This is a genomic window from Synechocystis sp. PCC 7509 (assembly GCF_000332075.2).
Taxonomy (GTDB): Bacteria; Cyanobacteriota; Cyanobacteriia; order Cyanobacteriales; family Chroococcidiopsidaceae; genus Aliterella.
Genome location: NZ_ALVU02000001.1, coordinates 2,973,143 through 2,988,376, shown reverse-complemented (window position 1 = coordinate 2,988,376; position 15,234 = coordinate 2,973,143). Strand labels below are relative to the sequence as shown.

The window sequence follows — 15,234 nt, the reverse complement described above, 5'->3', positions numbered from 1 at the left end:
TTTAGCTTTTTACTAAAGGCAAATAGACTCTAAAACAAGTTTTGCCGGGTTGCGATTCAAAGTAAATATTGCCGCCGTGTCTGTTTACAACTATGCGGTAAGCAATTTCTAAGCCTAAACCTGTACCTTCTCCCACACCTTTTGTTGTAAAAAATGGTTCAAAAACCCGCGATTGAATAGCCGGGGGAATACCTGCACCATTATCGACAATTTCGCAAATCGCATTATTATTTTCTTGAAAGGTACGAATTTTTAGTTCCCCTTTCCCACTCATAGCATGGATGGCATTATCAATTAAATTCGTCCACACTTGATTAAGTTCGCTGCCGTAGGCGTTAATTAAGGGAATAGTGCGATCGTATTCTTTAGTTACAACAATTCCCTGTTTAAGTTTATGGCCAAGGATCAGTAAAGTATTATCAATTCCCTCATGAATATCTACTTCTTGCAAAGGCGCTGTGTCCATATAGGTATAGCCCTTTACAGCTTTGACCAACTCCGAAATTCGCGTTGTACTTTGCTCAACTTCGTTAATTAATCCCGAAGTGGCTAAGTTTGCTTCTAACCAAATTAGGGCATCATTTAGAGATTTACTGTTTAAATTGTTCTTAATCTCCGCTAATTTTTGCGAATCTATACCGAAGTTTACGAGTGTAGGAGAAAGTTGCCAAGCTTTGCTTACATCGTGGTTTTCTAACCAGTCCGTAACTTCGTCTTCTTGATCGCTTTGAGTTAAAGTATCGTACTGAGGGGAATTACCAAGGTAATGAATTGCGTCTATTTGCACCTTTGCTAAAAACTTTAATTGCTCTGTAGTCAAACAATGCTGATTTAACTGCACTGTTAAAGCTTGCAGACTGTTAAAGCGCTCTTTTAAAGCATTTGCTGCTCGTTTTCCGGCGGCGGCGGGATTATTCAATTCATGAGCTAAACCTGCGGACATTTTACCCAAGGCGGCTAGTTTTTCTTGCTGTCTTAGCTGTCCTTCTACATCGATAGTCCTTCCCACCATTGCCGCCAAAATTGTATCGCCGACAGAACATTCAATCAATAGTCGTTTAAAAGCTGCGATTTCAATCCGAAGGACTCGACTTGCAATCGTAGCATGGGCGCTAGCAATTGATGCCGAGTGATTCAACATCGAAACTTCCCCCATAAATTCGCCGCGATGATGAATAGCAAGCAATCTTTTTTCATTACCTACTACTTTTGTAATTTCAATTTCACCATCTAAAACAACGTGAAAGCCGTAGTTTTCCTCGCCTTCAGCAAATAAAACCTCTCCCGCCGCTAGTTGAATCTCTGTACCATGCGATCGCATTTCCTGCAAAGCTTCATCGGGTAACTTAGGAAATAGTGTAGTTTGGTTTGGATCGTGGAGCATAACAAAACCTCAACGTAACAAAAAAATAGACCTCTTTAGTTGACGCAGATTACAAAACTTTGCTGAGGTATTGATGCACAAATTGAACGCAAATCGAACCTTCGCCGACACCGGAAGCCACGCGCTTAATAGAATTATGCCGAACATCGCCCACCGCAAAGACTCCAGGAATATTCGTTTCTAACAAAAACGGGTCGCGTTCTAATGTCCATCCCTTCGGACGGCGATCGCCATGTTTTAAGTCTTGTCCTGTTAAAATAAAGCCGCGACTGTCTCGTTCTATAACTCCATCTAGCCAATCTGTACGCGGGACTGCACCAATAAAAATAAATAGCGAAGTTGCGCTTACAGTTTTGGTTTCGCCCGTTTGAGAATTGGCAATAGAAATCGCTTCTAAGCTTGTCTCTCCTTTCGCCTCAACTACGCTAGAATGCACCATAACTTTAATGTTTGGTGTCTCGTTAATTTGGTCAATTAGGTACTGAGACATACTTTTAGTTAAAGATTCGCCCCGTACTAATATCGTTACTTGGCTGGCGTATTTAGAAAAATACATTGCTGCTTGTCCGGCAGAATTTGCCCCGCCAATAATATAAACTTCTTCTCCTTGACAAGACATGGCTTCAGTTTGGGCTGCGCCGTAGTACACCCCCGCACCCGTCAATTTTTCTAATCCCGGTACATCCAAGCGTTTCCAAGATACCCCCAAAGCTAAAATTAAGGAGTGGCAGCTAATTTCACTACCATCGGGTAGTTGCACAAAGCGATAAGGATCTTCGACACGAATTCCTGTTACTTCTTGAGGCGTGAGAATTTCTACCCCAAAACGTCGGGCTTGAGTTACCGCCCGTCGTGCCAAATCTGCGCCGCTTAAACCCACCGGAAAGCCCAAATAGTTCTCAATCCGCGAACTTGTCCCGGCTTGTCCCCCTGGGGCTTCGCGTTCGATCATGACTGTATCGAGTCCCTCCGATGCCCCGTAGACAGCCGCCGCTAAACCCGCAGGCCCGCCACCGACAATAATTAGGTCATAAAAAGGGCTTCCAGCTTGAGTTTGCAAGCCAATTTTTTCGGCTACTTGAATATTTGTCGGTTGTAATAGGCTAGAACCATCAGTAAATAGTACCAAAGGCAATTGCAGGCGATCGCAAGCCGCAAAAGCAACTAGCTGTTGGGCTTCCTCTGACGACTCTATATCTAACCATTGATAGGGTACTTGATTGCGAGCCAAAAAGTCTTTAACCTCGTGAGAGCGCGGCGACCAGCGATTGCCAATTACGCGGATACCCTCAAAGGGAGGATGAAAGTTTGCTAACCAATCGTCTAATAAATCATTCAGTACGGGAAACAGCTTTTCTTCGGGAGGGTCCCAAGGTTTCATCAAGTAGTAATCTATTTGCGTACTATTAATAGCGCGAATCGCTGCATCGGTGTCTGCATAAGCTGTAAGTAAGGCGCGTTTGGTATTCGGGTATAGTTCCAGTGCTTGTTCGAGAAATTCTACCCCCGACATTTGCGGCATCCGTTGATCGACTAGAAACAAGGCTACAGTCTGGTTGCGGAGTTTGACCTGTTGCAAGGCTTCCAGCGCTACCTCCCCAGAATCGGCACGCAAGACACGAAATTTGTCTCCATATTCTTTTTGCAAATCACGAGAAATAGCCCTTAAGACTTCTGGATCGTCGTCAACGGTCATGATTACGGGTTTAGCCATAGCACACTACTAACCTTTTGTCAAATAGAGGAATTTATTTGATGTTGCTCAATAGTGGGGTATTGTACCAGACTAGCAATAGCTGCAACCAGTTGAGTAGGTTCTACAGGTTTAGTTAGGTGCATTTGAAAGCCCGCAGAAATCACCATAGTACGATCTTCTTCTCTGGCGTAGGCGGTAAGAGCGATCGCGGGAATGGCAATAGCTAAGTTTCTGACTTTTTTAATCAAACTATAGCCGTCTTCTCCAGGCATCCCAATATCACTTAATAAAACATCTAATTTTTGGGTTTGTAATGCTTCTAAGGCGGCGGCGGCGCAATTGACGGCTATTGCTTTTGCCCCAAATAGTTCTAAAACTGCTACTTCGTAGTCGCGGATATCTGGCTCATCATCAACTATAAGGACTCTTACGCCTTCTAGGGTAAGGTTTGCATTGTGGCTATTAGCCGTAGGTTGTTGCTGACTATTAGCGGTTTCTAGGGGTAGTTTTACGGTAAATGTTGCGCCAAGTCCTAGTCCTAAACTAGCAACACTAATATTACCGCCGTGCATTTCTACCAGTTGACTTGCGATCGCAAGTCCCAATCCTAACCCGCCGTGCGACCTTGTACTGGTACTATCTGCTTGTAAAAAGCGATCAAATACTTGGGGCAAAAATTCGGCATCAATTCCCATTCCTGTATCGCTAATGGCAAGTTGTGCGTAGTCGAGAAGTGAAACCGATTCTGTTACGGTAGCTAAGTTTACTTTTACCTGTCCCCCCGCAGGAGTGAATTTAATCGCGTTAGATAGCAAGTTCCATACTACTTGTTGCAAACGTTCGGGATCGCCGGTAACTGATTTAATGGCTGAATCCGGCTCAAATATTATCTGAATTTTTTTAGCATGGGCAGCTAAGTTTACGGTATCAATTGCTGCCTCAATTACCTTGACTAAATTAGTCGAACGGGGTTTTAGTTGAATTTTGCCGTGAATAATTCTTGATATATCTAATAAGTCTTCGATTAACTGCGTTTGGGCGGTGGCGTTGCGTTCAATAGTTTCTAGCGCTCGATTGGTGGTAATAGTATCGAAGGTACGCGATCGCAATAATTTTGCCCAACCCAAAATAGCATTGAGGGGCGATCGCAATTCGTGGGAAACAATCGCCAAAAACTCATCTTTAGAACGATTTGCCTTTTCAGCTAAAGCTCTAGCGGCTTGTTCTCTAGCTAATAATTTACTGCGTTCTCGGTCTAAACGTTTACGCAAGCTAATGTCGCGGATTACTACTTGGGCGGCGATTTTGCCTTGATAGTTAAAGGGAGACGCAACTACTTCAGTTTCTATTTGAGTCCCATCTAGGCGGATAAACTTGTCTTCTCTAAGGGGGACAGAGTTTCCTAAGTCTACGTGCTGCATTCGCTCGATTACGGCTTGGCGATCGCTCTGGTGGACAAAGTCTATCAACAATTTACCTACTAGCTGTTCGGGACTGGTTACGCCAAATAGTTTTGCTCCGGCGCTATTGACAAACAGAATTTTTCCTTGACATTGAATTAAGATTGTATCGGGCGATAACTCTACTAAGCGTCTATATCGATCTTCGCTCTCTTGTAGCGCTGTATGATTGCGATCGCGCTCGGCGATTTGAGCTTGTTTTATAGCTTTATTCAAGCGCTCTTGTCTAACTTTGCCTGTATAGGTACGAAAAAACTCTGCTATTGCTGGTTCTTGGGCTACTAATTGGGCTAAATTGTCTTGAACTCGTTTGTCTGATTCATAACTTACTTCCGGGTTAGCTTCCATCCAGACATGACAAGTTTTGACATAAGCGGCGTAGGCGGCTAAATGCTGGTAATTTTCCCACCCCAATACTCGCCGCAATTGAGTACGATAGCGATCAGCATCTTCTCGTTCTAGAAAAATAAATATTGAGCAGATAAGTAAACTTTCTTCTAAATCTGAATGCGGTGCTGGTAGTTTTGTAAATACAGGTTGCGCCGCTAGTATATTTAAGTGTTGCTCGATATCTTCTTGAGTGGGTGGTGATGATTCTAGTAAAGTTAAAACTTGATGAGCGCTTAGTCCTAACGGGCGTAAAGTACAGCTATGAGAAACCATGCAGTAGGGAACTGAGCAAAAGCGGGAAAGGTACGCTGCAAGCTTTTCTTTAAATACCGCCGATAAAGGATTGCTTACGTAAGCTATTAGTGTTTGTTGCCAAAGGTTTTCTAATACCTGGGGATTTTGCAGCGCTGGACTAAAAAATGGCGGAAAAAAGCCAAACTTTTCTTCTATTTCTGCCTGAATTTCCGCGCTAGTTCGCATGAGCTTGTATTTTTCCCTGTTATGGCTGATTAAGTTTACTTAGTATTTTTTTTAATCATATAGCAATCTTAAATCAGTCGTGAACAGCTTTGAGGGTTTCGCTCCCTAACCCCCAACCTTGGGGGGACAAGACTTCTGTGCCACCTCCAATTGGGGGTTGGGGGGTATCCATATTTCATAACTCAAAAAAGATCGCTATATCTAGATTTGCTGCGGGCGAATAATTAGGGGCGATCGCACTGTTACAATTTCTCCTAGGATTACTTTGACGCGATCGTCTTTTGTCGGAATGCTGGCAACTAGCATCTGGTGGTATTTCTGGATGGTAAGTAGACACAAATTTTTTTAATGTAATATTTGTAGCAATTTAATTAAATGTTTGCTATGCTAGTTAAGCCAAATAAGCGGATGTGGCGGAATTGGCAGACGCGCTAGATTTAGGTTCTAGTACCGCAAGGTGTGAAGGTTCAAGTCCTTTCATCCGCATTTATATAGTTACTTTTGCTGTCTATTTTTGAATAAAAGTAGGCAGTTGCGCGATCGCTTAATAATTTTCTGATAAAAACAATACTTCCAAGCCTTGCGAGAACAGCAAGAATATTAAACTATAAGTAATTCTCGTCTAAAGCGCCGAAAACTGGGAGTCAGTTCATAGTGGTATTACAAGTAGAAAAAAACACCTACGAAGCTAAAGTTCAAGAAATCGCCAAACAACTCCTAGCTGCTACGCGGGAGAATCGCTCGTTTTTGTCTTCGTTACGCGATCAAATGCGTTGGGATGACAAGTTATTAGCTTGGACAATGAGCAATCCAGGTTTACGGGTGCAGTTATTTCGCTTCATTGACTGCTTACCTGCTTTGCACAATAAGCCAGAAATTGCGGCCCATATGCAGGAGTATTTGCAAGATGATTCGGTGGAACTTCCTTCCGCGCTTAAGGGATTGCTCAATTTTGCCGCTCCTGACTCAATTCCCGGACAAGTTGCCGCAACAACGGTTTCGACGGCGGTGGAAACTCTAGCGCATAAATATATTGCTGGCGACAGTATGAAAGAAGCGCTGAAAACTATTGAGCGTTTACGCAAAAATAAAATGGCGTTTACTCTCGATTTGCTGGGAGAAGCGGTAATTACGGAAGCCGAAGCGCAATTTTATTTAGATCGCTATCAGGATTTAATGACGCAACTTGTAGAAGCGGCTAAAAAGTGGGCGCAGATACCTAGTATTGATAGCGCTGATGGCGAACAAATACCTCAAGTACAAGTATCAGTAAAGCTTACAGCTTTTTATTCTCAGTTCGATCCCTTAGATGCGGCGGGTAGTGAGGCAAAAGTAAGCGATCGCATTCGCATATTACTACGTCGCGCCAAAGAATTAGGGACAAGCGTCCATTTTGATATGGAACAATACGCCTACAAAGATTTAACTTTGTCGATATTGAAAAAGCTGTTGATGGAAGATGAGTTTAGATCGCGTACTGATGTCGGGATGACAATTCAAGCTTATTTGCGCGATAGCGAACAAGATACCAAAGAATTGATTGCTTGGGCAAAACAGCGCGGTTATCCTTTGACAATTCGGCTAGTTAAGGGCGCGTATTGGGATCAAGAGACTATTAAGGCGATGCAAAAAGACTGGAAACAGCCAGTTTACAACGATAAGGCGGCAACAGATGCCAATTTTGAAACCATTACTCAGTTATTGCTAGAAAATCACGAATATGTCTATTCAGCCATTGGTAGTCATAACGTGCGAAGTCAAGCATTGGCAATTGCGATCGCAGAAACCTTAAAAATTCCCCGCCGTCGCTTTGAAATGCAAGTATTGTATGGCATGGGCGACAAATTAGCCTCGGCTTTGGTAGCTAGAGGGCATCGAGTGCGGGTTTATTGTCCTTATGGCGAACTATTGCCCGGAATGGCGTACTTAATCCGGCGTTTGCTTGAAAATACTGCTAATAGCTCTTTCTTACGTCAAAGTATGGAAGAACGCCCGATAGAGGAACTTTTAGCACCCCCAATTGTAGATAATCTCACTACTCCCAAACATACTTTAGGTTTTGCCAATGCGTCAGATACGGACTATGCAGACATGGAATTAAGAGAAGCATCTAGTAAAGCATTTACTAACGTCCGCCAACAGTTAGGTAAGCATTATTTACCGCTAATTAACGGCGAATATCAGCAAACAGAACAAACCGTTGATTCGGTAAATCCTTCTAACTACAGCGAAGTTATTGGTAAAGTTGGGCTAATTTCGGTAGAACAAGCAACTATGGCAATGGCGGCGGCAAAAGCTGCCTTTCCCGCGTGGCGCAAGACTCCTGTAAAAGAACGCGCGGGGATATTGCGACGCGCTGGCGATTTGATGGAGCAAAGACGCGCAGAGCTATCAGCGTGGATAGTTTTAGAAGTTGGGAAGCCAGTAAAAGAAGCTGATGGCGAAGTCTCCGAAGCTATCGATTTTTGCAACTATTATGCTGATGAGATGGAAAGGTTAGACGCAGGTTTTAACTACGATATCGCCGGAGAAACCAACCGTTATATCTATCAACCGCGCGGAATTGCCGTTGTAATTTCTCCTTGGAATTTTCCCTTAGCGATCGCCGCCGGGATGACAGTAGCAGCTTTAGTAGCGGGAAATTGTACTTTACTCAAGCCTGCGGAGACATCTTGTGTAATTGCGGCTAAATTTGCCGAAATCCTTGTAGAAGCTGGCATTCCTAAAGGTGTATTTCAGTATGTGCCAGGAGTAGGATCGGTTGTTGGGGCTTATTTAGTCAAGCATCCTGATGTCCATTTAATTGCCTTTACAGGTTCTCAAGAAGTTGGCTGTCGGATCTATGCAGATGCAGCCGTTTTACAACCAGGACAAAAACATCTCAAGCGCGTAATTGCCGAAATGGGCGGAAAAAATGGCTTAATTGTTGATGAAAGTGCCGATTTAGATCAAGCGGTAGTTGGCGTTGTCCAATCAGCTTTTGGTTATAGCGGACAAAAATGTTCTGCTTGTTCGCGGGTAATAGTTTTAGAGCCTATTTACGATGCTTTTGTAGAGCGTTTAGTAGAAGCTACGCGCAGTCTCAATATTGGTTTAGCTGAATTGCCTAGCACCCAAGTTGGGCCCGTAATTGATGCTAATGCTAGAGACAAAATAAAAGAGTACATCGCCAAAGGTAAGCAATCCGCCGAACTTGCGTTAGAAATGCCCGTTTCTGATACAGGATATTTTGTTAGTCCGACAATTTTTAGTCAAGTTGCACCAGATAGCGCGATCGCTCAAGAAGAAATTTTTGGACCAGTAATTGCCGTAATTAAGGTAAAAGACTTTAACGAAGCGATCGCAGTGGCTAACGGGACAAATTTCGCCCTTACGGGTGGACTCTATTCTCGTACTCCCTCCCACATTCAACAAGCGCAAGCAGAGTTTGAAGTAGGAAACCTTTACATCAATCGCACAATCACGGGAGCGATCGTTGCTAGACAACCCTTTGGCGGTTTCAAAATGTCTGGCGTAGGTTCAAAAGCCGGAGGCCCCGATTATTTACTCCAATTTTTAGAACCGCGCACCATTACCGAGAACATTCAACGCCAAGGTTTCGCACCCATCGAAGGCGCAGAATAGCGGTGTAGGGGCGCAAAGCATTGCGCCCCTACACTGTTGACGTGGGTTAGGGGGGATTTCCGAAACTTTACATATACTTTTTCAACAACAACTCTAACTTTTGCTTAGTTTCTTGAGAAACTTTATCCAACTGAGTTAAAATCGCATACTTTAAAGCTGAATGTGCTTCCGAATGCGGTGGATTTTCGCTTAAACGCCTAACAGTTTCTTGAATTACTTTTTGAGCATTAGTTGCATTGCGCTGTAAATTAGCAATTACCATTTCTACCGTGACGCTGTCATGGTCTGGATGCCAACAATCGTAATCTGTAACCAAAGCTAAAGTAGCATAGGCAATTTCGGCTTCTCTAGCCAATTTTGCTTCTGGTAAATTGGTCATGCCAATAACTGTAGCGTCCCAACTGCGATAAAGATGAGACTCCGCTTTTGTTGAAAATGCTGGCCCTTCCATACAAACATAAGTACCGCCACGATGCAAAGTCACATCTGTTAAATTGAGAGCAGCGATCGCATCAGTCAAAACTTTAGCCAATTGCGAACAAACAGGATCGGCAAAAGCAATGTGGGCAACAATTCCCTCACCGAAAAATGTCGAAACTCTGTTTTTTGTCCGGTCAATAAATTGATCTGGGACTACCATATCTAAAGGTTTTGCCTCAGCTTTCAAAGAACCAACAGCAGAAGCAGAAATTATATATTCTACTCCCAACTGCTTCATTGCATAAATATTAGCCCGGTAAGGTACTTCTGACGGTAGCAATGTATGATTGCGCCCATGACGCGCTAGAAATGCAACGGAATTTCCTGCCAAAGTCCCTATAATTACAGCATCAGAAGGCGAACCAAACGGGGTAGAAACTATCACTTCTTCTACATCTTTGAGGGCTTCCATTTTGTAAAGTCCGCTCCCGCCAATGATGCCAATTTTTGCTTCCGCCATCTTACTTTTCCTTATATTTCGCTGCAACGTCCAGCTATTCTACTGGAAAAAGAGCTTCTTTATATTTCTATTTCTTTATTAATAAGCAAGTTAAAAAGTCAAGCTAATTATGTAAAAATTAATAATTTATTGACAACACAAAAAAACCGTCTAAACTTTCTTTGGCAAGAATTTTATAAGCGGTTTGGTTAAATATTTAAGTAGTTAAAGGAATCTTTTAAATTACTCCCGTACCTTTACCACGGCGATCGCCTTCGGTTGTTAGTTCCCCTTCCTTATCGTGGTTGACTTCTGCTAATTCTTCCGCGCGATCGGCTTTGTCTTGTGCTGCTTCTGCTTGGCGATCGCCAGGTTCATCGTAGTACATCTCTGGTTCAACAGCGTAATTGTTTGCCAAACCTTCTTGATCTACCGTTGCACCACCAGTAGTATCAAGGCTGCGATCGGCGGCTTGTTCGTGGGCGGTTTCTCGATAATTGCTACCTTCTCGATCCATCCGTGCGGCTACTTCCGCCGGGATAATTCCCCGATCGGCGCTGGATGTATCCATTTCGTCGTTTCTAGTGGTTTTTTTCTTTGAAGAAGCTTCGTTACTCATGAATTTTGCCTTAAGAAAGGTTAATTTATTATGTTCTTGAGATTAAAACTATTTCAAATTAGATGTATCTACCTTCAGTCTTAACTCTTACTTTTAGCTTTTCAACTATTAAGAAATAGACAAAAAAATATACGTTTCTTTACTCTTTACCTAATAGCCAAAAGCCACTATAAGTCATTCCTGAGTTATCAGGCTGTACTAATAAAAAATGTAATCCTTTAGTTAATTGTTGGCGCTGGGTGTAAGTAACCGCCGCCGCAATTACTTCTTTGTCGGTAAAGGTATTCACAACCCATCGCTCGCTTAAACCTGCTTCTAAAACCAGCCCACTAGGATCGCCAGCAATATAATTAAGCGCCACCGGATGTATACTTTGCAACCACCTTGCTAGTTGCATTGATTTTTTTCCCCCATCAATTACAACCCCTGGAATAGTAATAGTAGAAGCTAACCCTAGGTTAAGCGGTAACAAAAATTCCGGCATCTCTTTAATAGGAATGAGACGCTCTTTAAAGCTTTCTACAATGTCTCCAGCACTCAGGCTTGCAAAACGCCACTGTTCCCCCCACAAGTTTTCTGTAAGTGGCGTAGGTGGGGCTTTATCGATGGCTAAAGGGTTATAAGGTTCTCCATTATTAGAGGGATATTGACGCTCAGTTAGCCATTGTTTTAAAGCAAACGTGCGGCGAGTTGCTTCAACAGCAATTCCTAAGTTCTCGGCGGCTAATTGAATTAAATTTAAAGATTGCGGACGAAATACTTGTATCAAGTCCGGTTTTTGATTTTTTGCGGCTATTTGCAACTGCTCTATAAGCCACTTACTATTTGCTTGAGACTGAGGACACAAAGCCTCGTAAGTAAATAGGCGATCGCGATCGCATATTAATAATTCCCATAACACTTCCCCTGCTTCGTTTTGCAGAGGACGACGATAAAAGTCAGCTTGCCAAATTTTCATGCTTTCATTTTATCGCCCGATAGGAGGACTTATTTACTAGCAAAATTACTAAAGCGTTCGGGAGGCCAAAAACGAGCCACTGCTTTACCAATTAGGCGATCGCGCTTTAAAAATCCCCAAATATGTCCATCGTAGCTTTTATTGCGATTGTCTCCCAAAACTAAATAGGAGTTTCTAGGGACAATTTGTGGGCCCCAGTTATAGTTTGGTTCGTCGGCAATATAATTTTCTTGCAAGGGTTGATTATTAACGTACACTCGCCCACCTTTAACCTCTATTTGCTCTCCTGGTAAGCCAATAACTCGTTTAATAAAAGGCTCGGTTGATGCTTCTTTTTCCACTACTGCGGGCGGTGGATTAAATACGACTACATCCCCCCGGTGAGGACTTGTAAAACTGTAACTAATTTTGTCTACTAATAAGCGATCGTTTACTTCTAAAGTTGGTTCCATTGAGCCAGACGGAATTAAGTAGCATTGAGCGGCGGCTATCCGCACGCCAAAAGCTAAACTTAGAGTTAACCCAATGGTTTTTATCCCTTCCCGTACTGGGTTTTCTGACTTGCTCAATTGAAAACTTTGTAAATTTATTGACTTAGCAAATGATTTCACGATGCTGCTCAGTATTTTTACTAGATTATATCTAAAAATTTATATCGTTTCATCTATCAATGTGCGTAATTTTACGGTAAGTCAGCAGAAACGCGGTACTCAGTAACTAATGTAAGATTAACCCATTCTCCTTGGTTATTGTAAGTACGAATTAGTCTTTGACGTTCCAAGGGCGACTTTAGCCATCCGACTTCGAGAAAAAATCCCGTTTGCGCTTTTAGCTGCAATGGGCAAGTAGAAGAAGCACCATCAGGAAGCAGCAATACTTGATATCCGCTATCAAAGCAAATAACTGTACCAGTGATGGTAGCTTTGGATGTAATATTGCGATCGCCAATAGTTAGTTGCTGTAATAGTTCGTTTTCCCCTCCGCGCTCAATTTTCAGTCCTACAGAATAAGTATCAGGCGATCGCAAATCTGGGTACAAAGTAACAGCTTCGCCTTGCCATGTACCGACTAAATCATCTACGGTTAGTTGAGCTTTTTCTGGTTCTGTAGCATCCGCAAGTTTTTCGCGAATTAAAGTTAATCTTGCTAGTTCACCGCTTTTGTTAAATATTTGGACTAATCGCAAGCGGCGATTATTGTGTATTAAGCCCAATTCTGCACCAAAGTCCGCAAGAGGCGAAAATTGAATTGAACCAGTTGAAAAAGCACCATCTTCAAAAAATAAAATTCCCCGTCCTAACGAACTTGAAGTATATTCAAAAGCTTGTTCTTCTGGGGGACAATTTGGCGGTAAGCGGCGGACGATTTGAGCAATGGTTTGGTTATCGTTGATTCCTGTAAAAGAAACCATTGTTGGCGTATCTTCTAGCAACTCACCTTGAGGAGAAAAGCGAGTAAAAGAACCATGCCATTCGCCTAGATTTTCTAAGAAACATTGCCATTGGGATTTCATAATGTAGGCATCAACGGTACTTCTACCATAAAACAAGTTTGTCCGCGATCGCCATCAGCCACTGTAATTGTTGCTTTTATGCGCGTAAGTATTTGTTTAACTAAAGCAAGTCCCAACCCTGTACCTCCCTGCTTCCAAGGATCGCTATTAGGAATGCGGTAAAAGCGGTCAAATACACGTTCGCGTTCGCTAGGGGGAATTTCTACGCCGAAGTTTGTTACACTTATTTGCATTATTTGTCCGTCAGAAACGGCTTTAATAGCAATTTTTTCGCCTGGGGGCGTATATTTGCAAGCATTATCTAGCAATTCCGTCAAAACCCGCCCTAAGGAAGCAGAATCCCCAACCAAATTGGAGACTTCTGGAGCAACTTCTATAGTCAAATGTTGCTGTTGATTTTTAAGACGTTGGCTAAAAGCTTCGGCAATTTCCGGCAACCAAGTTTGTAAATTAATCGATGTCAATAGCAAAGGTTGTACGCCCGCATACATTTGTTGCAAATCTAACAAGTCGTCGATTAAAGTTAACTCTCGTTCACACTCGTTTTGCAATATTTGATAGTAACGAGCAACTTTATTTTGTTCTTTTGCTGGTTTTCTCAGTTCAGCAAACAACTCTTGAGAACGATTTAAAGTTAATCCTAGCATCTGGATTGCCATTTTCATGTTAGCTAGAGGCGTGCGCAGTTCGTGGGAAACGGTGCTTAAAAAGTCATCTTTGAGATTATTTAATTTTTCTAGTTCTTCTACTTGAACCATGGATGCTTGATACAATCTTGCTTGTCTCATGGCGATCGCGCATTGGTTGGCTACTTGTTGGACTAAACGAATTTCCAGATCGCTAAAATCACAATTTTGTTGCTTAAATAACCATAAATCGCCTAAAGCTCCGCGATCGTCAAAAATGGGACAAGCCAGCATCGCCACTGTACCCCTATAACCAGGTACTAACTGGCAAAACTGAAAATATTGACCTTGCAACAATTGGTTGTACCCTTCTTGAAATCCTGCCATTTGCATGACTTTTCCTTGAGAAGTGGGTAAAGAAATCGTATACTCGTAGCAAATTGTGGCTGTCGCTTCCGAGATATTGTACAAAGCACTATCGCAACCATCAATATTTAAAGCTACAGCTAATTCCCATACTGCTACTTGCAAAATTTGATTTTCGTCTAGACTATCGCGCACGTCGTCGCTGATGCGCTTGAGAATTGCCTCGTACTCAAGAGACTGTTGTAGTTGTTTGGTACGCTCTTGAACTTGATTTTCTAAATTAGTATTTAGCTGGACAACTTGTTGGTATAGCTCCGATTGCTGAATCGCGATTGATACTTGGGTGGCTAATTGCTGGAGCAAATCTATCTCTAATTGCTGCCACTGACGCGCTCCAGAACACTGATGGATAGCTAGTAACCCCCAAAATTTACCTCCGTACAGTAAAGGCATAATCAAGGCGGCTTTGACTTGTTGTTGCTGCAACAGTTGGTTGATAGCTGTAAGGCTTCCCTGTTGTTGAATATCATTAAGTACGCGGATATTACCTTGCTTGTAGTCTCCTAAACGTTCTGCAAACAAAGGTGTATGAATTTTTACATTTATTAAAGATTGATAATTTGGTTGAGTTGATTCCGCCACTACCGTAGCTACACCTGTTTTTGCTTCAACTTGATAAACTACAACGCGATCGCAATTGAGAAATTGGCGAACTTCAATAACAGTAGTATTAAGTATTTCCTCTAAGTTTAAAGAGGAGCAAATTAGCAAGGCGATCGCACTCATCAATTGTTCGCGCTCGGTTTGTTGACCTAATTCGGCGATTAGGCGTTGTCTTTGGGCTATTTCTTGCAATAATGCTTCGTTAGCTTGAGAACTTTCCACTGTTTGCGATCCAAATTGCTGTTTTAGCTAGTTATAACGAGTTTAGAAAAATATATTGTCTGAAGCGCAATCGCGGATCAAAGGAGTTCTAGAAATAACTTAATTTTATGCGCTGCCTAGGCGATCGCTCTCTAGTATAAAATATTCAAGTATATTTAGTTTACCTTTGGGCAACTCAATTACTGATACTTTGGCGACTATACTCCCTAAATATCTTAGCTTAACAAGCCGAGCGCTCCTGGCGATGAATGGTTTAGTCAGTAAAAATAAAAAAAAGTATCTCTGCTATTGCTCCTCAACCACTGTCAAAGTAA

The 15,234-nt window shown here is 42.4% G+C and carries 11 protein-coding genes and 1 tRNA gene; 2 read left to right on the top strand and 10 right to left on the bottom strand.

What is annotated here, in order from left to right:
* Position 1: 1 nt before the first annotated feature.
* The 4 genes from SYN7509_RS0214915 to SYN7509_RS30170 form a co-directional block, all read right to left on the bottom strand.
* The gene (locus SYN7509_RS0214915; protein ID WP_009632986.1) at positions 2–1,384 is read right to left on the bottom strand and encodes an ATP-binding protein; all 1,383 of its coding nucleotides are present in this window, start codon (positions 1,382–1,384) and stop codon (positions 2–4) included.
* Between the two features lie 49 nt (positions 1,385–1,433).
* Positions 1,434–3,098, bottom strand: coding sequence for a response regulator (locus SYN7509_RS0214910; protein ID WP_009632985.1), 1,665 nt, complete (start codon positions 3,096–3,098; stop codon positions 1,434–1,436).
* A gap of 20 nt (positions 3,099–3,118) precedes the next feature.
* Positions 3,119–5,410: a hybrid sensor histidine kinase/response regulator gene (locus SYN7509_RS0214905; RefSeq protein ID WP_009632984.1), complete on the bottom strand. Its 2,292-nt coding sequence runs from the start codon at positions 5,408–5,410 to the stop codon at positions 3,119–3,121.
* A gap of 201 nt (positions 5,411–5,611) precedes the next feature.
* Complete coding sequence (locus SYN7509_RS30170; protein ID WP_158506158.1) at positions 5,612–5,749, bottom strand: hypothetical protein; 138 nt, start codon at positions 5,747–5,749, stop codon at positions 5,612–5,614.
* A gap of 65 nt (positions 5,750–5,814) precedes the next feature.
* On the opposite strand from SYN7509_RS30170, the gene SYN7509_RS0214890 reads away from it, so the two are divergent.
* Positions 5,815–5,896, top strand: a tRNA-Leu gene (locus tag SYN7509_RS0214890).
* A gap of 168 nt (positions 5,897–6,064) precedes the next feature.
* Positions 6,065–9,034: an L-glutamate gamma-semialdehyde dehydrogenase gene (gene pruA, locus SYN7509_RS0214885; RefSeq protein WP_009632982.1), complete on the top strand. Its 2,970-nt coding sequence runs from the start codon at positions 6,065–6,067 to the stop codon at positions 9,032–9,034.
* Between the two features lie 67 nt (positions 9,035–9,101).
* On the opposite strand, the gene SYN7509_RS0214880 is transcribed toward pruA, so the two are convergent.
* The 6 genes from SYN7509_RS0214880 to SYN7509_RS0214855 all read right to left on the bottom strand — a co-directional run bounded on the left by SYN7509_RS0214880 (position 9,102) and on the right by SYN7509_RS0214855 (position 14,920).
* Positions 9,102–9,974, bottom strand: coding sequence for an S-methyl-5'-thioadenosine phosphorylase (locus SYN7509_RS0214880; protein ID WP_009632981.1), 873 nt, complete (start codon positions 9,972–9,974; stop codon positions 9,102–9,104).
* A gap of 217 nt (positions 9,975–10,191) precedes the next feature.
* Complete coding sequence (locus SYN7509_RS0214875; protein ID WP_009632980.1) at positions 10,192–10,572, bottom strand: hypothetical protein; 381 nt, start codon at positions 10,570–10,572, stop codon at positions 10,192–10,194.
* Positions 10,573–10,711: 139 nt separating this feature from the next.
* The gene (locus SYN7509_RS0214870) at positions 10,712–11,530 is read right to left on the bottom strand and encodes a Tab2/Atab2 family RNA-binding protein (RefSeq protein WP_009632979.1); all 819 of its coding nucleotides are present in this window, start codon (positions 11,528–11,530) and stop codon (positions 10,712–10,714) included.
* 29 nt (positions 11,531–11,559) lie between these two features.
* Positions 11,560–12,141: a signal peptidase I gene (gene lepB / locus SYN7509_RS0214865; protein WP_009632978.1), complete on the bottom strand. Its 582-nt coding sequence runs from the start codon at positions 12,139–12,141 to the stop codon at positions 11,560–11,562.
* Positions 12,142–12,212: 71 nt separating this feature from the next.
* Entirely contained in the window at positions 12,213–13,043 is an 831-nt protein-coding gene (locus SYN7509_RS0214860; protein WP_009632977.1) for a DUF3598 family protein, read from the bottom strand.
* Positions 13,040–14,920 carry a GAF domain-containing protein gene (locus SYN7509_RS0214855; protein ID WP_009632976.1) on the bottom strand — a complete coding sequence of 627 codons (1,881 nt, stop codon included), beginning with the start codon at positions 14,918–14,920 and terminating at the stop codon, positions 13,040–13,042. The genes SYN7509_RS0214860 and SYN7509_RS0214855 overlap by 4 nt, the downstream gene beginning before the upstream one ends.
* Positions 14,921–15,234 lie beyond the last annotated feature (314 nt).

Excerpts from the sequence above, each read along its gene's own strand:
- SYN7509_RS0214915 (WP_009632986.1), bottom strand. The coding sequence starts at position 1,384 with ATGCTCCACGATCCAAACCAAACTACACTATTTCCTAAGTTACCCGAT.
- SYN7509_RS0214875 (WP_009632980.1), bottom strand. The coding sequence starts at position 10,572 with ATGAGTAACGAAGCTTCTTCAAAGAAAAAAACCACTAGAAACGACGAA.
- SYN7509_RS0214880 (WP_009632981.1), bottom strand. The coding sequence starts at position 9,974 with ATGGCGGAAGCAAAAATTGGCATCATTGGCGGGAGCGGACTTTACAAA.
- SYN7509_RS0214860 (WP_009632977.1), bottom strand. The coding sequence starts at position 13,043 with ATGAAATCCCAATGGCAATGTTTCTTAGAAAATCTAGGCGAATGGCAT.
- SYN7509_RS0214910 (WP_009632985.1), bottom strand. The coding sequence starts at position 3,098 with ATGGCTAAACCCGTAATCATGACCGTTGACGACGATCCAGAAGTCTTA.
- SYN7509_RS0214905 (WP_009632984.1), bottom strand. The coding sequence starts at position 5,410 with ATGCGAACTAGCGCGGAAATTCAGGCAGAAATAGAAGAAAAGTTTGGC.
- SYN7509_RS0214870 (WP_009632979.1), bottom strand. The coding sequence starts at position 11,530 with ATGAAAATTTGGCAAGCTGACTTTTATCGTCGTCCTCTGCAAAACGAA.